This is a genomic window from Nocardioides caeni, from assembly GCF_004912195.1.
In the GTDB taxonomy this organism is placed as follows: Bacteria; Actinomycetota; Actinomycetes; order Propionibacteriales; family Nocardioidaceae; genus Nocardioides; species Nocardioides caeni.
In genome coordinates, this window is record NZ_STGW01000002.1 from 166,184 (window position 1) to 184,403 (window position 18,220).

Below are 18,220 nucleotides of genomic sequence, written 5' to 3' on the forward strand. Positions count from 1 at the left end.
AGCCACGGCCTTCTTGGCCGGAGCAGCGGCAGCCGCGGCCGCCTTCTTGGCCGGAGCAGCGGCCTTCTTGGCCGGCTTCGGCAGCGCCGGGAGCTTCTTCGCGCCGGAGACGACGTTCTTGAGGTCGGCGCCCGCGCTGAACTTCGGGACGGACTTCTTCTTCGTCTTGACGCGCTCGCCGGTCTGCGGGTTGCGGACCCAACGAGCGTTGCGCACGGCCTTCTCGAAGGAGCCGAAGCCCGTGATGGCGACCTTCTCGCCCTTTGCGACCTGGCGGGTGATCGTGTCGAGCACCGCGTCGAGCGCGTGGGCGGCGTCCTTGCGGCTTCCCTCGAAGCGGTCAGCCAAGGCGTCGATCAACTGAGACTTGTTCACTACCTGTCCTTCCGAAACGCACCTCAATGGGCGTTCCTTTGGGCCTGCGGCCGAACCCACGCCCAGCCGTCCTTTCAGCGAACGCTAGGCACTAGTGGGCACAGTCACAATCACCACGCCGAGGATTTGGGGAGTTTTTCGCGGAATCTCGCGAAATTCGGGCCCTTTGGCGCTCTTCAGGACGTTGCGCCCGGCCACATCCGCGCCAGCACGTGGCGTTGGCCGATCGAGAAGTCGTATTGCACGAGGCGCATTGCGTCGATCAATTCCTCGGCGTCGGGCGACAGGTCACCCGGATCGACGACGCTCCCGGAGGTGTCGAGCATGCGTCCCTGCTGCAGGGCCGGGATGCTCTCGTGCACGCGCTGCAGCAGTGCGAAGTACGGAGGAATGGGGGCATTGGCGAATTCGTAGAGCATCGGCAGGAAGAACACCGGGCTCGTGATCGGCGCCTGGCGGGGCTGGTTCGTGCCCGGCTGGTTGCTCCACAGGAAGAACGGCGTCTCATAGAGACCGAGGCCCGCGTTGTCGTTCTTGGTGCCGGAGCCGTAGATGCCCGGCAGGTGGTCGCCGTAGAAGAGCACCACCGTCTTCTCGTCGCTGTCCTGCAGCGCGGCGAGGAAGTCGGCCAACGCCTCGTCGGTGTGCGCGAGACCGCGGGCGTACTGGCCGACCCGCTCGCGTTCGGAGCCGTCGAGACCACTCACGCCGATCGGGTCGTCGTAGGCCCCGTTGACCGGGATGTGGTTCTGCATCGTCACGAGGTTCACCATCAACGGCCGATCGTGCTCGTCGATCTGGTCGAGCACCTCGCCGAACGCCGAGGCGTCGGAGATGTAGTCGCCGTCGCCGATCATGTCGTGGTCGTGCATCGTCGTGTCGTGGATGAAGTCGTCGAAGCCGAAGCGCTCATAGACCTGCTCGCGCTTGTACATCCCCACCCGGTAGGGGTGAACGGCGACGGCATCGTGGCCGTGGGACTTGAACCAGCCGACCGCGGACGGATAGTCGGCGTGCTCGGGCACCAGCATCTGATAGGGCGAGATCATCTGCGGGCGGAAGAGCGCGAGCGACTGCCCGGTCAGGGTCTCGAACTCCATGTTGGCGGTGCCACCGCCGTACATCTGGGCGAGCATGCTGCCGGACGTCGTGGTCTGCATCAGCGCACGGGTCCGCGGGATCGGATCCTCGTCCAGGTCGAAGCCGTCGAGACGCGTCGGGTCGGTGAACGACTCGCTGAGCACGATCACGACGTTGGTGTCGGCCAGGGACCCGGTCCGGGTGCGGTTGATCCGTGCGGCCACGGTCTCGTACTCGTCGGCCAGCGCAGCCATCCGTGCGGCGTCGTAGCCGGCCGGGGTGGCCATCGCCTCGACCGGCATGTTGTAGAGGAAGCCGCCCACGAAGCCGTTGGAGCGGTAGTTCGTCTTCTGTGACCAGGGGCGCCAGTGGTCGCCGCGCAGCTCGTAGAGACCGCGCCACACGTTGCCCGGTTGGTTGAACTGCGTGGCCTGGACCAGCAGCAGCGCGGTGACGACCCCGAGCGCGACGCGCGCCCCGGCCAGCGCGAGCGCCTGCTGGCGCGGGAGGCGGCGGATGCTCAGCCGGGGATAGCGGGTGGCCTGACGTCGTCCGATCCGCACGGCGGCGACCACGATCGCGACCACGATCCCCACCGCGACCACCAGGAAGATCGGCGAGACCATCGACATCAGGAAGTCGGGCTCGCGCACGAAGTCCAGGTCACTGGGATAGAGCGGCTCCTCCCGCACCCGGATCTTGACCAGGGTGGCGGCGCCGACGACGACCGCGAGGGCGAGGACGACGCCGATCGTCCACCACAGGCGCCCGATGAGCGCCCACAGGAAGCCGATGAGCACCCAGACGACGAGGGTGTCGATCCACAGGGCCCCGCCGTCGAACACCTGGTCCTTGAACCAGCGCGGATAGAAGATCCCCAACGTCGACGCCTCGAGAACGAGGGTGATGACGAAGGCCGCCAGCAGACTGCCGATCAGGCCTCGGCGCAGGACCTGCGCGGGCGTGGCGGGAGGTGGTGCGGGGACCGGCTCGCTCGCCTCAGCCGCACCCGTGAGCTCGGGCTCGACCGACGTGGACACGGGGTGAACAGTAGTCGTCCACCCCGTGCCACCTCACATCGTTGAGGACGCTCAGGCGCCCTGCGTGACCGGCTTCCAGCTCGGTCGCCGTGCCTCGTAGGCCGCGATGTCGGCCTCGTTGCCGAGGGTGATGCCGATGTCGTCGAGACCGTTGAGCAGCCGGTAGCGGGTGTAGTCGTCGATCTGGAAGGGCGCGACCAGGTCGCCGCACGTGACGGTGCGGGCCTCGAGGTCGACGGTGAGCTCGGTGGCCGGGTCGGCCTCGATCGCCGCCCAGAGCTGCTCGATGACGTCCTGCTCGACCGGGACCGAGAGGAGGCCCGCCTTGCCGGAGTTGCCCCGGAAGATGTCGGCGAAGCGGCTCGAGAGCACGACCTTGAAGCCGTAGTCCATGAGCGCCCACACGGCGTGCTCCCGCGAGGAGCCGGTGCCGAAGTCGGGGCCGGCGACGAGGATCGAGACGCCTTGGTACTCCGGCTTGTTGGCCACGAAGTCCGGGTCGTTGCGCCAGGCCGCGAACAGGCCGTCCTCGAACCCGGTGCGGGTCACGCGCTTGAGATAGACCGCCGGGATGATCTGGTCGGTGTCGACATTGCTTCGGCGCAGCGGCAGCGCCCGGCCGGTGTGGGAGGTGAACTTGTCCATGGTCAGACTCCTGCAGGGACGAGGTCGGCGGGCGAGGACAGGGTGCCGCGGACGGCGGTGGCGGCGGCGACGGGCACCGACACCAGGTGGGTGCGGCCGCCCTTGCCCTGGCGTCCCTCGAAGTTGCGGTTGGACGTCGAGGCGCTGCGCTCCTGCGGCTGCAGGGTGTCGGGGTTCATGCCCAGGCACATCGAGCAGCCCGCGCCACGCCACTCCGCGCCGGCCTCGATGAAGACCTGGTCGAGGCCCTCCTCCATCGCCTGGAGGCGCACCCGCACCGAGCCGGGGACGACCAGCAGACGCGTGCCCTCGGCGACCTTGTGGCCCTTGATGATCTCCGCCGCGAGGCGCAGGTCCTCGATGCGGCCGTTGGTGCAGGAGCCGACGAAGACCGTGTCGACCTTGACCGAGCGCATCGGCTGGCCGGCCTCGAGACCCATGTAGTCGAGGGCGTTCTCGCACGCGAGCTTGTCGGACGGGTCGCTGAAGTCCTCCGGGCTCGGGACGTTCGCGCCGAGCGCCACGCCCTGACCGGGGTTGGTGCCCCAGGTGACGAACGGGGTCATCGTGGAGGCGTCGAGGACGATCTCCTTGTCGAAGGTGGCGTCGTCGTCGGTGACGAGGGTCCGCCAGTGCTCGACGGCCGCGTCCCAGTCGGCACCCTTGGGCGCCTCGGGCTTGCCCTCGATGTAGGCGAAGGTCGTCTCGTCCGGCGCGATCATGCCGGCCTTGGCTCCCCACTCGATCGACATGTTGCACACGGTCATCCGGCCCTCCATGGAGAGCTCGCGGATGGCCTGGCCGCGGTATTCGACGATGTAGCCCTGGCCACCACCGGTGCCGGTGTGCGCGATCAGGGTGAGGACGAGGTCCTTGGCGGTGACGCCCTCGGGGAGGCTGCCGTTGACCGTGACGGCCATCGTCTTCGGCTTGGCCTGCGGCAGGGTCTGCGTCGCGAGGACGTGCTCGACCTCGGAGGTGCCGATGCCGAAGGCGATCGAGCCGAAGGCGCCGTGGGTGCTGGTGTGCGAGTCACCGCACACGATCGTCATGCCCGGCTGGGTCAGGCCGAGCTGCGGGCCGACCACGTGGACGATGCCCTGCTCGATGTCGCCGAGCGGGTGCAGCCGTACGCCGAACTCGGCGGCGTTCTTGCGCAGGGTGTCGACCTGCGTCTTGCTGACCGGGTCGGCGATCGGCTTGTCCCAGTCGAGCGTCGGGACGTTGTGGTCCTCGGTCGCCAGGGTCAGGTCGGGGCGACGGACCTTGCGGCCGGCGAGTCGCAGACCGTCGAAGGCCTGCGGGCTGGTGCCCTCGTGGATGAGGTGGAGGTCGATGAAGAGGAGATCCGGCTCTCCCTCGGTCGATCGGACGACGTGCTCGTCCCACACCTTCTCCGCCAGGGTCTTGCCCATGACTCGCTCCTCACTGTTCTTCCGACCTGTTTGACCGGTATCACCATGCTAACGCTTGCATCCCAAGATCCGAGACGGCAGTATTGCCATATGGACAACTCGAGCGGCGTCGGCGTACTCGACAAGGCGGCCCTGGTGCTGACGGCACTGGAGTCCGGACCAGCGACGCTGGCCGGCCTGGTGGCGGGCACCGGACTGGCCCGGCCGACCGCGCACCGGCTCGCGGTCGCGCTCGAGCACCACCGACTGGTGGCCCGCGACATGCAGGGCCGTTTCGTGCTCGGCCCGCGTCTCGCCGAGCTGTCGGCAGCGGCCGGCGAGGACCGTCTGCTCGCGACCGCGGGTCCGGTGCTGGCTCGACTGCGCGACATCACCGGCGAGTCCGCGCAGCTCTGGCGGCGCCAGGGCGATCACCGCGTGTGCGTCGCCGCCGCCGAGCGGCCCTCCGGGCTGCGCGACACCATCCCGGTCGGCTCGCAGCTGACGATGCGTGCCGGCTCCGCCGCCCAGGCATTGCTGGCCTGGGACGACCCCGAGCGGATCCACCGCGGCCTCCAGAACGCCGCCTTCTCCGCGGCCGAGCTGTCGGCGATCCGCCGCCGCGGCTGGGCCCAGTCGGTCGGCGAGCGCGAGCAGGGCGTCGCGTCCGTCTCCGCGCCGGTGCGTTCCCCTGGCGGCAAGGTCATCGCCGCCGTGTCGGTGTCCGGTCCTCTCGAGCGGCTCTCCCGCCAGCCCGGTCGCATGCACGCGCCCGCCGTACTCGCCGCCGCCGAGCGGCTGTCCGAGTCGCTGCGCCGCGCCGCCGCGGAGTAGTCGCCCCGGCCCGTGCCTCAGGCGGACGCTGCGGGAGCCGTCTCGTCCAGGAATGCCGCAACCCGCTCCGCCAGCTCGACGGGCGCGTCCTCCGGCACGAACGTGCGCGCTCCCGGGATCACGGCGAACCGCCCGTTCGGCATCGTCCGCGCCAACCGTCGTCCGCCGCGACGGGAGAACCACAGGTCCGATCCGCCCCACAGCACCAGCGCCGGACGATCGAAGTCCTTGAGAGCGCGCGCTGCCGCGAGCGTGTGCCGGGGACGCGTCCCGCGGAAGAAGCGGACGAGCTCGTCGCGGATCCGGCGGTCCTCGAGCATCGGCGAGAGGTACGACGCCCGGATCCCTGCCGGGAGGGGACGACGCGCGACGGACCAGAAGAACGGGCCATGCACGACGCGACGACCGAACGACCGGGCGATCGCGTCCCCGAGCCCGGTGGCCGCGAGCCACCGCACCGGCTTGAGGTAGCGCGGCGGGAACTGCAGGTGCTGGTCGCACGACGTCAGCACCAGCCGGTCGATCCGCTCGGGATGGGCCGCGGCCAGCATCTGGCTGATCGCACCGCCGGCGTCGTTGGCGACGATCACGACCCGGTCGAGCCCGAGCTCATCGAGGAAGTCGACGATGATCCGCACGATGCCCGGCGGCGTGACGTCGGCACCCGGTCGCATCGGGTGACGGTGCGAGCCCATCGGCCAGTCGGGGCTGATCAAGCGATAGGCACCGCGGTCCCGGAGAGCGGGCACCACCTCGCGCCACAGGTCGGCGTTCGCGAGGCCGCCGTGCACGAGCACCACCGGCAGGCCCTGACCGCACACCCGGTAGGCGATCGGACCGGCCGCGAGCTCCACGACGTGCTCCTCGCCCAACACCTCGGAGATCGCCATCAGGCCACCGCGGCCCGGTCGAGGCGGCGCTCGGCGCGCGCGAAGGCCAGCGCCACGCGGGGCGATCCCAGCAGCAGGCGCAATCGCGAGCGCCAGGTGGCGGCGGCCCGCACCACGAGGAAGGTCTCCGCACGGTGCTCCACGACCAGCCCGTCGGCGCCGAACGTCCAGGACTCGATGCCGCGGCACGCACCGCCGCCACCGAAGCTGCCCTCCCACCGGTTGACGACCGTGGTGGCCGAGGCGGCGACCACCGTCTTGGTGACGGCGAAGCCACGTTCACCTCCGGCCTCGAGCACGATCCGCCACGCCCGCTCGATCGCGTCACGGCCGTGGTGCCACTCCACGGCACCGTCCGTCACGAGCTCGAGGCTCGCGTCCTCGGCATAGACCCGCGCCGCTCCAGCGGCGTCGTGGGCGTTGGTCAGGCGCTCGGCCTCGGCGACGAAGGCAACGGCGTCGACCGACAGGGCCGGGGCGATCGACGGTGTCACGGCAGGCGTTCCGGACATCACGACTCCTTTTGCAATGGTTACAAGAAGTGCGAGAGTAGTCGGATCCGACACTTCTTGCAATGATTGCAAGATGGACCCCCGCACCCAGCGCACCCGTGAGGCACTGCTGTTGGCCGCCGAGCGACTCTTCCTCGACCGCCGGCTCGACGAGGTGACCCTCGACGAGATCGCGGCGGCGGCGGGCGTGGCGGTCGGCTCGGTCTACAACCACTTCGGCTCCAAGGCGGGCCTGCATGCCGCCACCGTCGAGCAGGCCCTCGAGGTCGACCGCGCCCACATGGACCTCGCCTACGTGGAGGACCGCGGCCCGGTCGACCAGATCCGGTCGGCGGCCGAGCAATACCTGGAGTTCGCTCTCGCGCATCCCGAGCACTTCCAGATGCTGGCCTTCCCGCGGGAGCCCGGCCGCTACGAGGCCGGCCGCCGGACCGCCGAGGAGCTGGCCGACCGCGTCCGCGAGCAGAACGACCGACTGGTCGCGGCGATCCGGGGCGGCATCGCGGCCGGCGAGCTGCGCACGGTCGACCCCGAGCTGACCGCGACCGCCCTCTGGGCCGCATGGAACGGCATCATCGGCCTGGCCTGGCGGCCCGACGGGCTGCGCCGCGACGAGGCCGAGCTGCGCGAGCTGCTCCGGGCAGCCACCGACCTCGTCGAGCGGGGCCTGCTCGCGGCGCCGTGAGGCCCAGCGCCCACCACTTCCATGCCGCACGGGTTTCGACGCGCGATCACGACCTCGCAAGCTCGGTCGTGCGCTTGCTCAACCTGCCCTCGTTTTCTGAGGGCGCTCGTTCCTCGCGTCCTCAGAAGAGGGCATCCTGCTCGAGCTCCAACAGGGTCTGCTTGCGCTCGAGTCCCCCGGCGTAGCCGGTCAGCGTGCCGTTGGCGCCGATCACCCGGTGACAGGGGATGACGATCGGGATCGGGTTCGCGCCGTTGGCCACGCCCACTGCCCGTGAGGCGGCATTGGTCTTGCCCAGCCGGGCTGCGATCTCGCCGTACGACGCGGTCTCGCCGTAGGCAATGCCGAGCAGCTGGGTCCACACCGCCTGCTGCCACTCGGTCCCGATGGGGGCGAGCGGCAGGTCGAACTCGGTGCGGTCGCCGGCGAAGTACTCCCCCAGCTGACGGGTCACCTCCCGGAGCACCGGGGCGTCGTCGCCGCGCTCCCCGCGCGGTCGACCGTCGCCGTCGCGAAACGGCGAGAACTCGATCGCGGTGATGCTGCCGGCCTGCTCGACGAGGCGGAGCGGCCCGATCGGTGAGTCGATGACGGTCCACATGGTTGGTTCATCCTTCCAGCGAGGTCCACAGATGCAGCAGGGCGTAGGAGCGCCACGGCGCCCAGGTCTCCGGCACCACGGCGGATCCCGGATGGCCGGCCAGTGCGTTGCGGACGCCGACGTCGGTCGGCAGCCACACGTCCGGGTGTCCGAGCGCGCGCAGCGCGATGTAGTCGGCCGTCCACGGTCCGATGCCGGGCAGCGCGAGCAGTTGCTCGCGGACCTCGGCGCGGTCCGGGCCACGGTCGAGGACGAGGTCACCGCTGGCGAGCGCGGCGGAGAGGCCGACGAGGGCTCGGCCGCGAGCGCGTGGCATCCGGAACTCGGCGGGATCCAGGCCGGCGACGATCGCGGCGTCCGGGAACAGGTGAGTGAGTCCGTCGACGTCCGTCGCCACCGGCCGGCCGTGCTGGGCGACCAGCCGCGCGGCTGCGGTCCGGGCCGCCACCACGGTGACCTGCTGGCCGAGGACCGCGCGGACCGCGAGCTCGGCCCCGTCGACGTGGCCGGGGACGCGCAGTCCCGGTCGCCGCGCAACCAGTGGCGCGAGCAGCGCATCGGCGGCGAGGTGCAGGTCGATGGCCACCGGATCGGCATCGGCATCGAGCAGCGCCCGCATCCGCGCGACCGCGGCTGCCGTGTCCCGAAGGTCGTCGAGACCCAGCCGCAGCCCGACGTACGACGTCCCGGCCCCGTCGAGGTCGGCGAGCTCGACCCGCGCGGTGCCGGGGCCGTGCGGCAGATCGAGGGTGCGCGCGTAGTAGCCGGAGCCGTCGTCGCGGACCTCCGCGACCTCGATCCCCGGGACGGCACGGTCGGCCAGGAACCGGAGCAGCGCGCTGCCCCGGAACGGCGTGCGGACGGCGATCCGCAGCTCGATGCCGCCGGGCGAGGACCTGCCCGCGGCGGCGCGTCGACCGCGGAGCTCGCTCGGTGTGGCGGCGTAGACCTCCTGCATCGTCTCGTTGAACTGACGCACGCTGGAGAACCCGGCAGCGAACGCGACGTCGGTCAGACCGAGCGTGGTGCTCTCGACGAGCGCCCGCGCGGTCTGGGCCCGCTGGGTGCGGGCGAGCGCGAGGGGGCCCGCGCCGAGCTCGGCGGTGAGCAGTCGGGACAGGTGGCGCGAGGTGTAGCCGAGGCGGGCCGCGAGGCCCTGCACGCCCTCACGGTCGACGACGCCGTCGCCGATGAGCCGCATGGCGCGCCCGGCCACTGTCGCGGCCACGTCCCACTCGGGGCTGCCGGGGGTCGCGTCGGGCAGGCATCGCTTGCAGGCGCGATAGCCGGCGGACTGCGCGGCGGCCGCGGTGCGGTGGAAGGAGACGTTGACGGCGGCCGGCGTACGCGCCGGACAGGACGGCCGGCAGTAGATGCCGGTCGTGCGAACGGCGGTGTAGAACACGCCGTCGAAGCGCCGGTCCCGCGACTGGACGGCCGTGTAGCAGCGGCCGAAGTCGAGCTGCCCCGGCTCGCCCGCCTGCTCGGTCGTCGTGTCCATGACCACCATCCTGCCCGTCGCCACCGACTGTCACTGGCGGAAATCGGACACGGCGAGTTTCGCCACGACGGTGCGCGCGTCTGTCACGCTGTGGACATGGCGGAAGCGCTCAACCCACTCGACCTCCTGGTGAAGTCCCAGCAGGTCGCTCTCAAGCTGACCACCGACGTGCTCCGCACGGTCCGCGACACCGCGGTCACCGGGGTCACCCAGCCCGACGAGCTCGCGAAGCAGGTCGGTGAGCTCGCTGGCGCCGTGGCCGGCATGGCCACCGCGGTCACCGGCATCGCCGGCGCCACCGCCCAGCCGCTGCAGGACTTCATCGTCCGGCAGCGCGAGCTCGCTGACACCGTGCACACCCTGGCCGAGGCGCAGGCCGAGCTCGCCGGCGTGGTCGCGAAGCTCGCCGAGCGGCATGCCGACGCCGTCAGCGCCCTGGAGAAGGTCACCGCCCCGGTGTTCGCGATCGTCGGTGCGGAGCCGACCCCGCCGAAGACGCGGGCGGCGAAGAAGACCGCGGCCGCAGGCAAGGGGGCCGCGGTCCCTCCAGCGAAGTAGGCAGCTCCCTGCCCGGCGTCAGCCCGGGAAGCGGGATGCGAGGTTCGCGAGCAGCTCGGCGTGGATCCGACCGAGGCCGAGGGGCGCGAAGGTCTTCTCGAAGAACCCGCCGATGCCGCCGGCTCCGTCCCACGTGGTCGTGACGGTGACCTTGCTGCCGGGGCCGTCGGAGGCGACGGCGAAGGTGGTGACCATGGTCGAGTTGCGATCGGTCTCGACGACGGTGTCGGCGGCGACCGTGACGTCGGCGATCACGTGGCGCACGCGCTTCTTGGTGGCCTGGAGCCGCCAGGTGACGACGGTGCCGTCACCCACGCCGTTCTCCAGCACCTCGTAGGCCGAGTAGTTGGCCGGCTGGATCTCAGGACGCACGACGGCGTAGTCGGCGAGCGCGGCGAGCACCTCCGCATGCGGTGCAGGAATGGTCGCGTCGACGGTTGCGGTCACCTGTGCCATGGCGACGACGCTACCGGTGGCCGGACTGACGAAAGCAGCAGGGCCCGGTCCGATGGACCGGGCCCTGCTGGGGTTCGTACCCCCGACCGGATTTGAACCGGCGTTACCGCCGTGAGAGGGCGACGTCCTGGGCCGCTAGACGACGGGGGCAACATGCTGTCGTGGCCGTTGGCCCTGACAACGATGAGTACTTTAGGGGATCGCCGCGACCGCCACAAAATCGGGGCCCCGCCCGCACCTAGGATGCCGACATGAGTGCATCGTCCCTGCCCCGCGCCGCCAAGGTGGTCGCCGGGGCGTTCACCGTCAGCGGCATCGTCCACCTCGTCAAGCCCGACGTGTTCGAGGTCGGCATGCCCTCGTGGGTGCCGGCCCACCGCGAGGTCATCGTCGCCAGCGGCGTCGCCGAGCTGGCCTGCGCCGCGGGCCTCGCGTTCCCGCCGACGCGGCGCCTGGCGGGCTACGCCAGCGCCGCCCTGCTGGTCGGGGTCTATCCCGCCAACCTGCAGATGGCGGCTGATGCACTCAAGACCGACAACACGGGCCTCAAGGCCCTAATGCTGGCCCGGTTGCCACTGCAATGGCCGATGATCAAGGGCGTCCTCGCCGCCGGCAAGTCCGCCTGAACCGCCCACGACGACAGAGGAAAACGCAGCGAGCCGGGCGAATGCCCGGCTCGTCGGCGTTGAGTGGCTGGTCTACTAGGACTCGAACCTAGACTGAGGGAATCAGAATCCCTAGTGCTGCCAATTACACCATAGACCACCGTTGCGGACCGCCTCCAGAAGGCAGCCGGAACGATCAACAACTCTACACAGGCCCGCCGCGCGCAGCCAAAACGCCCGGCCCGGTCCGGGTCTCGATGCCGCTCCGGCGGGCAGCCCACAGCACCAGGAGCAGGAAGCTCACCGACTGCGTCAGGGTCACCGGGATGGACCACCACGAGCCGCCGGTCGGCTGGAGCGCCTCGGTCATGTCGCCGTAGGCCAGGGCGAGGCCGAAGGCGAGGAAGTTGTTGAGGACGTGCATCGCGATGCCGGCCTCCAACCCGCCCGTCAGGAGCACGAGCGCGCCGGCGACCACCCCGAAGGCGAAGCGGTCGAAGAAGATCGGGACGTCCTGGCTGGCGCCGTGGGCGAGCGCGAACAGCGCCGCCGGCAGGGCGACCGCCACCGCTGCACTGGCCCGCGATCCCCAGCGGGAGACCAGGCCACCGAACGCCTGCGCGAGATAGCCGCGGAAGACGTACTCCTCCCCCGCAGCCTGCAGCGGCGTCAAGAGCACGATCACGAGCAGGAAGTCGCGCGTGGCCGACGTCCAGGCGTTGACGGTGCCGTCCATCTCGACGGTCGCGTCCCCCTGGTCGGGCAGCAGCGACGACGCCGTCAGCGTCAGGATCAGTGCCACGACGGCCAGCACCAGGCAGGTGGCGAACCAGCGCCAACGCAACCGGCCGGCCACCGAGGCGAGGAAGCCCTGCGGGATCAGGTGCAGCGAGCGGGCGACCACCCAGGTGATCGGGATCGCCACTGCCCAGCCGAGGTTGACGTAGGCCAGGAAGGCCGGGGTGACCGGGTCGCCACTCAACAGCTCCGTGACGTCGTAGCTGTCGTCGGAGAACAGCAGTCCATAGATGCCGAACAGTGCACTGAGCAGGAGTTGGCACAGGACGAACAGCAACGCCACGAGCACGATCCCCAGCAGCGGTCGCCAGGTCCCGCGTGGGCCGAGGAGCTGCAGCTCGTCGTAGCGCCGTCCGCCGGAGCGGCCGGGTGCCTCGTCAGCCGAGGGCACGCTGCAGTCGCCCGAGGCTCCGCTCGCGCCCGAGCAGCTCCATCGACTCGAAGAGCGGCGGCGAGATCCGCTTGCCGGTGATCGCGACGCGCACGGGCCCGAAGGCGTTGCGCGGCTTGAGGCCGAGGCCGTCGACCAGCGCTGCCTGCAGGGCAGTCTGGATCGCGTCGGTCGACCAGCTCGACAACGCCGACAGTGCGTCGTACGACGCCTGCAGGACCGGCTTCCCCGCCTCACCGAGCTGCTTCTCGGCGTCCTCGGGGTCGACCTCGAAGGCGTCCTCGTCGACGAACAGGAAGGCAAGGAGGGCGCCGGCCTCGGTGAACTTGCTGATCCGCTCGGCGATGAGCGGCATCGCGAGCTCCAACAGCTGCGCGTCGGCGTCGTTGACGGGATCGGCGACGACGCCGTCGGCCTTGAGGAACGGCAGCGCGCGGTGGGTGATCTCCTCGATCGAGAGCCGGCGCATGTGCGCGGCGTTGATCGCGTCGCACTTCTTGAGGTCGAAGCGCGCGGGGTTGGCGACGACGTCGCCGATCTCGAACGCCTCGACCATCTCGTCGAGGGTGAAGATGTCGCGGTCGGCCGCGATCGCCCAGCCGAGGAGCGCGAGGTAGTTGAGCAGGCCCTCGGGCAGGTAGCCCTGGTCGCGGTAGGCCAGCGCGTGCGCCTCGGGGTCGCGCTTGGAGAGCTTCTTGTTGCCCTCGCCCATGACATAGGGAAGGTGGCCGAACTGCGGCGTCACCTTCGCGATCCCGACCTCCTTGAGGGCCTCGTAGAGCGCGATCTGACGCGGCGTGCTCGACAGCAGGTCCTCGCCGCGGAGCACGTGGGTGATCTCCATCAGCGCGTCGTCGACCGGGTTGACCAGGGTGTAGAGCGGGTCGCCGTTGGTGCGGGCCAGCGCGAAGTCGGGGACGTGCTTCGTCTCGAAGGTGACCTCGCCGCGGACAAGGTCGTCCCACGTGATCGAGCCGTCGGGCATCCGCAGCCGCGGCACCGAGGCCCGGCCCTCGGCAGTGAAGGCGGCGATCTGCTCGCTGGTGAGGTCACGGCAGAAGCCGTCGTAGCCCATCACCGGGGCCTCCGGCTTCTCGCCGCCCGTTGCCGCGGCCTTCTTGGCCTCGTCGTAGGCGGCCTTGCGGACCTTGAAGCGCGCGTCGACCTCGTCGTTGGTGCAGTAGCAGCGATAGACCCGCCCGCTGCCCTCGAGCCGGGTCAGCGCGTCGGCGTAGAGCTCGCCGCGCTCGCTCTGGCGGTAGGGGCCGTGGGGGCCGCCGACCTCGGGGCCTTCGTCCCAGTCGAGCCCGAGCCAGCGCATCAGGTCGATGATCGAGCTCAACGACTCGTCGGTGCTGCGCTCCCGGTCGGTGTCCTCGATGCGGAACACGAACGTCCCGCCGTGGTGGCGGGCGAACGCCCAGTTGAAGAGCGCCGTGCGGACCAGGCCGACGTGCGGGCTGCCGGTCGGGGACGGGGCCATCCGGACTCGTACGGTCATGCGCGTGCTTCCACCTTGTTCGTGAGCGTGCCGAGGCCCTCGATCGAGATCTCGATCTCGTCGCCGGGGACCATCTGGCCGACACCCTCGGGGGTGCCGGTGAGGATCACGTCGCCGGGCAGCAGGGTCATCACGCTGCTGACGTGGGCGACGAGGGTCGGGATGTCGTGGATCATGTCGGCCGTCGAGCCGTCCTGGACGACGTCGCCGTTGAGGAAGGTCTGGATCCGGCGGCCCTGCGAGAAGTCGTGCGGGTCGAGGTCGGTCTCGATCCACGGGCCGAGCGGGCAGAACGTGTCGAAACCCTTGGCCCGTGTGAACTGCCCGTCGGACTTCTGCAGGTCGCGCGCGGTGACGTCGTTGGCGATCGTGTAGCCGTGGATCACGTCCGTCGCCTGCTCGGGCGGTACGTCGCGGCAGATGCGGCCGATCACGACCGCGACCTCGCCCTCGTAGGAGATGAACTCCGACTGGCGCGGGTGGACGACGGCGTCGCCGGGACCGACGACGCTGGTGTTGGGCTTGAGGAACATCAGCGGTTCCTTCGGCGCCTCGCCACCCATCTCCGCGGCGTGGGCCGCGTAGTTCTTGCCGATGCCGATCACCTTGCTGCGCGGCAGGACCGGCGCGAGCAGACGGACGTCGTCGAGCCGGTACTCCTTCTCGAGGAGCTTGATGCCGACGTAGAGCGGGTCGCCGGCGAGGCCGACGATCACCGCGTCGTCCTCCGGCTGGCCGTAGGCGTCGAGGTCGCCGGTCAGGACGCCGTAGGACGGCTCCTCGCCTGTCGTGAATCTGACGATGCGCACCGTGTGAGCCTATCCACCTACCCTTGGCTGCCGTGGAGGTGATGGACCGCGGAGCGTGGCAGGAGCGGGCCGCGTCACACGCCGAGCGCATCGACAGGTACGTCGCCCCTCACCTCGCCCGGCGCGAGGCGCGGGTGAAGCACCCGGTCTTCGACTTCCTCTTCACCTACTACTCCCACCGGCCCACCCAGCTGCGTCGCTGGCACCCCGGCTTCGGCGAGGTGCTCGCGGACGCGCCGGAGTACGCCGACCTCAAGGGCTACACGACGACTCCGTCGGGGGCGACGGTGTCCTCGTCGTACGTCGTCTCGCAGCGGCCGGTGCTCTCCTCACTGCTCGACCTGCTGACCGCGACGTCCTCTCGCGCACCCCACTTCGGCTGCTTCGGGCTGCACGAGTGGGCGATGGTCTATCGCCTGGCCGAGGACGAGACCCGCCACGCCGACTGGCCACTTCGTCTCGGGCCTGCCGGCACCGACCAGGTCGTCGAGGGTCATCGCGTCGCGTGCTCGCACTTCGACGCCTACCGCTTCTTCACTCCCCCGGCCCGTCCGCTCAACATGCTGTCGCCCGGGAGGGACGATCGCCCGGCCTTCGAGCAGCCCGGCTGCCTGCATGCCGGGATGGATCTCTACAAGCACGCTTTCCGGCTGTCGCCGATGATCAGCTCCGACCTGGTTGCCGACTGCTTCGAGCTCGCCTGGGACATCCGCACCCTCGACATGCGCGCGGCGCCCTATGACCTGGCCGACCTCGGCTTCGAGCCGGTCAGGATCGAGACCGCGGAGGGCAAGGCGGCGTACGTCGAGGCGCAGCGCGAGTTCGCCGAGCGGGGTGCGCCGCTGCGGGCGCGACTGATCGAGGAGACGACGCGACTCCTCGCCTACTGACTGAGCGCTGCCCGAACTCGCTCCGGCCACGGAGCGGCGGCACCGTCCTCGACCCAGACGTAGGTCATCGTCACCGTGCAGCAGTGACGGTCGTCGACGCGGACGTCCAGCTCCAGCGACAGGCTCGTCCGGCCCAGCGAGGCCAGCCGTGCGTCGACGGTCACCGTCTCGCCCCAGCGGGCCGAGGAGCGCCAGGACAGCGCCGCGGCCTTGACCATCGTGTCGCCGCCGACAGCCAGCTCGTCGTAGGGCATCCCGACCGCGATCCACCACGCCGTCGCGGCCTCGTCCGCCCACGTCAGGTAGTGACCGTTGAAGACCACGCCCTGCTGGTCGCACTCGGCGTAGCGGACGGGGGCGCTCCAGACAGCGGTCAGGTCGGTCACGGCGGCGAGTGTCCCATGCCTCTGTGGACAACGGTCGGCGACGGCAGGGTTGTGTCGGTGCCTCCGTGTTGACTCTCCTCATGAGCAATCGGGTGCTCGACGAGCTACGGGAGATGGGCAAGACCGACGTCTTGTCCTTCGCGACCACGCGCCACGAGACCCGCCTCCAGGCCGAGCGCGAACTGCTGGCCGCGGCGTATCAGTGGGCTGTCCTGCACAACCCCGACGCGCTGGCCCCGTTCTCGAAACGCGCCGCGGACCGCGCCCGGCCCGCCGGCGCGGCCGGGACACCGCTGATCACCGAGTACGCCGCCGCAGCGTTCGGCGCCCGCATCCAGACCACCCCGTTCGGGGCGAAACGGCTGATCGCCGACGCGGTGGACATCCACCACCGCCTCCCCCGCCTCCAGGCTGGGGGCGCTGCGGGGACGGTGCGGGTCGGGCACGCCCGGCATGTCGCGACCGCGACCCGCGACCTGAGCGACGACGACGCAGCCTGGGTCGACGCAGAGGTCCACGAGGCGGCCGACGGGCGGCTCGGGTGGGCCCGGTCCGAGGCACTCGTCGAGGGCAAGGTCGCCGCTGCAGCCCCCACCACCGCAGCCGCGAAAGAACGTGCTGCTGCGCTCGAGCACGGCATCCGCCACCCTCACCGTCCGCGGCGACGCCGCCACCATCATGAGCATCGCGCACGCCGCACGGCAGCGCGCGAAGGAACTCGAACCCGACCTGCCCGGCACGACGTTCGGCCAACGCCAGATCACCGCGCTCGCCGAAGGACTCGGGCTCACCGGCACCGGCACCGGCACCGGGAAGAGGAATGGGCCGCGGGTGAAGATCTACCTCCACCTCGCCCCCGGCTCTCCCATCGCCCGAATGGAAGGCCACGGGCCCGTCACCCGCGACTACGTCCGCCACCCCGTGCGCGACATCGCCGGACACGTCCGCGTCCAACCCGTGAGCGACCTCAACCAGACCATCGCCGTCGACGCCTACGAGATCCCCCACCGACTCCGTCAAGCCGTCCGGCTCATCCACCCCGGCGACGTGTTCCCCTACGCCGTCAACCTCAGCAGGGAGATGGACCTCGACCACCAGATCCCCCACGGCGAAGGCGGAGAGACGTCCACGGACAACCTGGGCCCCGTCACGAGAAGCCACCACCGGATCAAGACTCACGACAACTGGGAAGTACGACAACCCAACCCCTGAGATCACCATCGGGCGAGATCCCTACGGGGCCCACTACCTGGTCGACCCGACCGGCACACGACGCATCACCACCGACACCAGCAGTGGGGCCAGCGGCTCGCGCCTCGAAGCCCACTTCACCGCACGGCTGATCAGCCAACTGGCAGCGTGAGCTCACCCTCCTCGACAGCGGCGCGCTCGGCCTTCTCGCGACCCCAGGCCGCCCAGGCGATCCGGGAGACGAAGCCGATCCAGCCGAGCATCAGCGCGAGGTCGAGCCACAGCGGCAGATCACCGAAGGCGCCGACGATGGTGACCGCGTTGACCAGGATCACCAGGCCACCGACCATCGCGCCCATCGGGGCGTGGGGCAGCCGGCCGGCCAGTCGGGCGGCGATCGGGGCGACGCAGACGCCGCCGAGGACGAGACCGAGGACCGGGAGCCACGGGATGTCCTGGTGGGCGGCGCCGGTGATGAACCCCGTCGAGACCGAGACGGCGACGACGAACTCGGCAGCGTTGGTGGTGCCCACGACCTTGCGCGGCTCGTGTCGCGTGACGGTCATCAGGCTCGGCGTCACGACCGGACCCCAGCCGCCACCGCCCGTGGCGTCGACGAAGCCACCCAGCAGGCCGATCGGCGAGAGCCAGCGGGCGGTGTGGCCGCCCTTCGGGACCGGGATGATCCGCAGACCGAAGCCGAAGCGCACCAGGATCACGACACCGAAGAAGACCAGCAGCCCGGCCATCGACGACTTCGCCGCCTCGAGGCTGATCGAGGTCAGGATGACGGCGCCGAGGAAGCCACCGATCGCGCCGGGGATCGCCACCCGCAGCAGCACCGCGCGGTCGACATTGCCCTCACGCCAGTGCGACAGGCCGGAGATCAACGTGGTCGGCAGCTTCGCGGCATGCGTCGCCGCGCTGGCCGTGGCCGGGGCGACGCCGAGCGCCAGCAGCACGGTGGCGGAGGTGACCCCGAACCCCATGCCGAGTGTGCCGTCGACGAGCTGCGCGAGACCGCCAGCGAGGGCGAATGCTGCGACCAGCCACATGAGTGGACCCCCATCGCCAAGTT

21 protein-coding genes and 2 tRNA genes are annotated in these 18,220 nt (G+C 70.5%); 6 read left to right on the top strand and 17 right to left on the bottom strand.

Translation table 11 applies throughout. The annotated features are described in order from the left end of the window. From E9934_RS04540 to leuC, 4 genes are all read right to left on the bottom strand, one after another. On the bottom strand, positions 1-348 hold a 348-nt coding region (locus tag E9934_RS04540), incomplete at its 3' end, for an HU family DNA-binding protein (protein WP_238694766.1). 203 nt (positions 349-551) lie between these two features. Further along, positions 552-2,495, bottom strand: coding sequence for an LTA synthase family protein (locus tag E9934_RS04545; protein WP_136561679.1), 1,944 nt, complete (start codon positions 2,493-2,495; stop codon positions 552-554). Between the two features lie 51 nt (positions 2,496-2,546). Further along, positions 2,547-3,140 carry a 3-isopropylmalate dehydratase small subunit gene (gene leuD / locus E9934_RS04550; protein ID WP_136561680.1) on the bottom strand — a complete coding sequence of 198 codons (594 nt, stop codon included), beginning with the start codon at positions 3,138-3,140 and terminating at the stop codon, positions 2,547-2,549. 2 nt (positions 3,141-3,142) lie between these two features. Further along, entirely contained in the window at positions 3,143-4,555 is a 1,413-nt protein-coding gene (leuC, locus tag E9934_RS04555; RefSeq protein ID WP_136561681.1) for a 3-isopropylmalate dehydratase large subunit, read from the bottom strand. Between the two features lie 90 nt (positions 4,556-4,645). Between leuC and E9934_RS04560 the strand changes: the two genes are divergently transcribed. Further along, on the top strand, positions 4,646-5,368 hold the full coding sequence (locus tag E9934_RS04560) for an IclR family transcriptional regulator (protein ID WP_136561682.1): 723 nt from the start codon (positions 4,646-4,648) through the stop codon (positions 5,366-5,368). A 17-nt stretch (positions 5,369-5,385) separates the two neighbouring features. On the opposite strand, the gene E9934_RS04565 is transcribed toward E9934_RS04560, so the two are convergent. Together E9934_RS04565 and E9934_RS04570 are read right to left on the bottom strand one after the other, a co-directional pair. Further along, positions 5,386-6,258, bottom strand: a complete 873-nt coding sequence (locus tag E9934_RS04565) for an alpha/beta fold hydrolase (RefSeq protein WP_136561683.1) — start codon at positions 6,256-6,258, stop codon at positions 5,386-5,388. Next, positions 6,258-6,770 carry a nuclear transport factor 2 family protein gene (locus E9934_RS04570; protein ID WP_136561684.1) on the bottom strand — a complete coding sequence of 171 codons (513 nt, stop codon included), beginning with the start codon at positions 6,768-6,770 and terminating at the stop codon, positions 6,258-6,260. The genes E9934_RS04565 and E9934_RS04570 overlap by 1 nt, the downstream gene beginning before the upstream one ends. 73 nt (positions 6,771-6,843) lie before the next feature. On the opposite strand from E9934_RS04570, the gene E9934_RS04575 reads away from it, so the two are divergent. After that, the gene (locus E9934_RS04575; protein WP_136561685.1) at positions 6,844-7,455 is read left to right on the top strand and encodes a TetR/AcrR family transcriptional regulator; all 612 of its coding nucleotides are present in this window, start codon (positions 6,844-6,846) and stop codon (positions 7,453-7,455) included. Between the two features lie 121 nt (positions 7,456-7,576). On the opposite strand, the gene E9934_RS04580 is transcribed toward E9934_RS04575, so the two are convergent. Both E9934_RS04580 and E9934_RS04585 read right to left on the bottom strand, forming a co-directional pair. Then, a complete protein-coding gene (locus tag E9934_RS04580) occupies positions 7,577-8,056 on the bottom strand; it encodes a methylated-DNA--[protein]-cysteine S-methyltransferase (RefSeq protein ID WP_136561686.1) in 480 nt (159 codons plus the stop codon). A gap of 7 nt (positions 8,057-8,063) precedes the next feature. Continuing rightward, a complete protein-coding gene (locus E9934_RS04585; protein WP_136561687.1) occupies positions 8,064-9,557 on the bottom strand; it encodes an AlkA N-terminal domain-containing protein in 1,494 nt (497 codons plus the stop codon). Positions 9,558-9,653: 96 nt separating this feature from the next. Here E9934_RS04585 and E9934_RS04590 point away from each other — a divergent pair, with 96 nt between their 5' ends. Then, positions 9,654-10,115, top strand: coding sequence for a hypothetical protein (locus E9934_RS04590; RefSeq protein WP_136561688.1), 462 nt, complete (start codon positions 9,654-9,656; stop codon positions 10,113-10,115). Positions 10,116-10,133: 18 nt separating this feature from the next. Here the strand turns inward: E9934_RS04590 and E9934_RS04595 are convergent, their stop codons facing one another. Together E9934_RS04595 and E9934_RS04600 are read right to left on the bottom strand one after the other, a co-directional pair. Continuing rightward, entirely contained in the window at positions 10,134-10,571 is a 438-nt protein-coding gene (locus E9934_RS04595) for an SRPBCC family protein (protein ID WP_136561689.1), read from the bottom strand. Positions 10,572-10,648: 77 nt separating this feature from the next. Next, positions 10,649-10,721: transfer RNA gene (locus E9934_RS04600), tRNA-Glu, on the bottom strand. 101 nt (positions 10,722-10,822) lie between these two features. Between E9934_RS04600 and E9934_RS04605 the strand changes: the two genes are divergently transcribed. Continuing rightward, positions 10,823-11,197, top strand: a complete 375-nt coding sequence (locus tag E9934_RS04605; RefSeq protein WP_136561690.1) for a DoxX family protein — start codon at positions 10,823-10,825, stop codon at positions 11,195-11,197. Between the two features lie 64 nt (positions 11,198-11,261). On the opposite strand, the gene E9934_RS04610 is transcribed toward E9934_RS04605, so the two are convergent. The 4 genes from E9934_RS04610 to E9934_RS04625 all read right to left on the bottom strand — a co-directional run bounded on the left by E9934_RS04610 (position 11,262) and on the right by E9934_RS04625 (position 14,675). Further along, a tRNA-Gln gene (locus tag E9934_RS04610) sits at positions 11,262-11,336 on the bottom strand. A gap of 45 nt (positions 11,337-11,381) precedes the next feature. After that, on the bottom strand, positions 11,382-12,365 hold the full coding sequence (locus E9934_RS04615) for a CPBP family intramembrane glutamic endopeptidase (RefSeq protein WP_238694767.1): 984 nt from the start codon (positions 12,363-12,365) through the stop codon (positions 11,382-11,384). Continuing rightward, on the bottom strand, positions 12,352-13,848 hold the full coding sequence (gene gltX / locus E9934_RS04620) for a glutamate--tRNA ligase (RefSeq protein ID WP_338036677.1): 1,497 nt from the start codon (positions 13,846-13,848) through the stop codon (positions 12,352-12,354). Before gltX ends, E9934_RS04615 begins: the two co-directional genes overlap by 14 nt. Before the next feature lie 14 nt (positions 13,849-13,862). Continuing rightward, positions 13,863-14,675, bottom strand: coding sequence for a fumarylacetoacetate hydrolase family protein (locus E9934_RS04625; RefSeq protein ID WP_136561692.1), 813 nt, complete (start codon positions 14,673-14,675; stop codon positions 13,863-13,865). A 41-nt stretch (positions 14,676-14,716) separates the two neighbouring features. On the opposite strand from E9934_RS04625, the gene E9934_RS04630 reads away from it, so the two are divergent. Next, positions 14,717-15,565 carry a 3-methyladenine DNA glycosylase gene (locus tag E9934_RS04630; RefSeq protein WP_136561947.1) on the top strand — a complete coding sequence of 283 codons (849 nt, stop codon included), beginning with the start codon at positions 14,717-14,719 and terminating at the stop codon, positions 15,563-15,565. Here the strand turns inward: E9934_RS04630 and E9934_RS04635 are convergent. Further along, the gene (locus tag E9934_RS04635; protein ID WP_202977197.1) at positions 15,559-15,951 is read right to left on the bottom strand and encodes an acyl-CoA thioesterase; all 393 of its coding nucleotides are present in this window, start codon (positions 15,949-15,951) and stop codon (positions 15,559-15,561) included. The two genes, E9934_RS04630 and E9934_RS04635, sit on opposite strands and share 7 nt — an antisense overlap. 104 nt (positions 15,952-16,055) lie before the next feature. Beyond that, positions 16,056-16,637, bottom strand: coding sequence for a hypothetical protein (locus tag E9934_RS04640; RefSeq protein ID WP_136561693.1), 582 nt, complete (start codon positions 16,635-16,637; stop codon positions 16,056-16,058). Between E9934_RS04640 and E9934_RS04645 the strand changes: the two genes are divergently transcribed. Further along, positions 16,630-17,163, top strand: a complete 534-nt coding sequence (locus E9934_RS04645; protein WP_136561694.1) for an HNH endonuclease signature motif containing protein — start codon at positions 16,630-16,632, stop codon at positions 17,161-17,163. The genes E9934_RS04640 and E9934_RS04645 overlap by 8 nt on opposite strands. A 131-nt stretch (positions 17,164-17,294) precedes the next feature. Here the strand turns inward: E9934_RS04645 and E9934_RS04650 are convergent, their stop codons facing one another. Then, complete coding sequence (locus E9934_RS04650; RefSeq protein WP_136561695.1) at positions 17,295-18,197, bottom strand: sulfite exporter TauE/SafE family protein; 903 nt, start codon at positions 18,195-18,197, stop codon at positions 17,295-17,297. Positions 18,198-18,220: the final 23 nt, after the last annotated feature.

Bases quoted from the DNA above. Each gene is read 5' to 3' on its own strand.
- E9934_RS04565 (WP_136561683.1), bottom strand. From the start codon at position 6,258: ATGGCGATCTCCGAGGTGTTGGGCGAGGAGCACGTCGTGGAGCTCGCG.
- E9934_RS04605 (WP_136561690.1), top strand. From the start codon at position 10,823: ATGAGTGCATCGTCCCTGCCCCGCGCCGCCAAGGTGGTCGCCGGGGCG.
- E9934_RS04580 (WP_136561686.1), bottom strand. From the start codon at position 8,056: ATGTGGACCGTCATCGACTCACCGATCGGGCCGCTCCGCCTCGTCGAG.
- E9934_RS04570 (WP_136561684.1), bottom strand. From the start codon at position 6,770: ATGTCCGGAACGCCTGCCGTGACACCGTCGATCGCCCCGGCCCTGTCG.
- leuD (WP_136561680.1), bottom strand. From the start codon at position 3,140: ATGGACAAGTTCACCTCCCACACCGGCCGGGCGCTGCCGCTGCGCCGA.
- E9934_RS04590 (WP_136561688.1), top strand. From the start codon at position 9,654: ATGGCGGAAGCGCTCAACCCACTCGACCTCCTGGTGAAGTCCCAGCAG.
- E9934_RS04645 (WP_136561694.1), top strand. From the start codon at position 16,630: ATGAGCATCGCGCACGCCGCACGGCAGCGCGCGAAGGAACTCGAACCC.
- E9934_RS04560 (WP_136561682.1), top strand. From the start codon at position 4,646: ATGGACAACTCGAGCGGCGTCGGCGTACTCGACAAGGCGGCCCTGGTG.
- gltX (WP_338036677.1), bottom strand. From the start codon at position 13,848: ATGGCCCCGTCCCCGACCGGCAGCCCGCACGTCGGCCTGGTCCGCACG.
- E9934_RS04630 (WP_136561947.1), top strand. From the start codon at position 14,717: ATGGACCGCGGAGCGTGGCAGGAGCGGGCCGCGTCACACGCCGAGCGC.
- leuC (WP_136561681.1), bottom strand. From the start codon at position 4,555: ATGGGCAAGACCCTGGCGGAGAAGGTGTGGGACGAGCACGTCGTCCGA.
- E9934_RS04595 (WP_136561689.1), bottom strand. From the start codon at position 10,571: ATGGCACAGGTGACCGCAACCGTCGACGCGACCATTCCTGCACCGCAT.
- E9934_RS04640 (WP_136561693.1), bottom strand. From the start codon at position 16,637: ATGCTCATGATGGTGGCGGCGTCGCCGCGGACGGTGAGGGTGGCGGAT.
- E9934_RS04650 (WP_136561695.1), bottom strand. From the start codon at position 18,197: ATGTGGCTGGTCGCAGCATTCGCCCTCGCTGGCGGTCTCGCGCAGCTC.
- E9934_RS04575 (WP_136561685.1), top strand. From the start codon at position 6,844: ATGGACCCCCGCACCCAGCGCACCCGTGAGGCACTGCTGTTGGCCGCC.
- E9934_RS04585 (WP_136561687.1), bottom strand. From the start codon at position 9,557: ATGGACACGACGACCGAGCAGGCGGGCGAGCCGGGGCAGCTCGACTTC.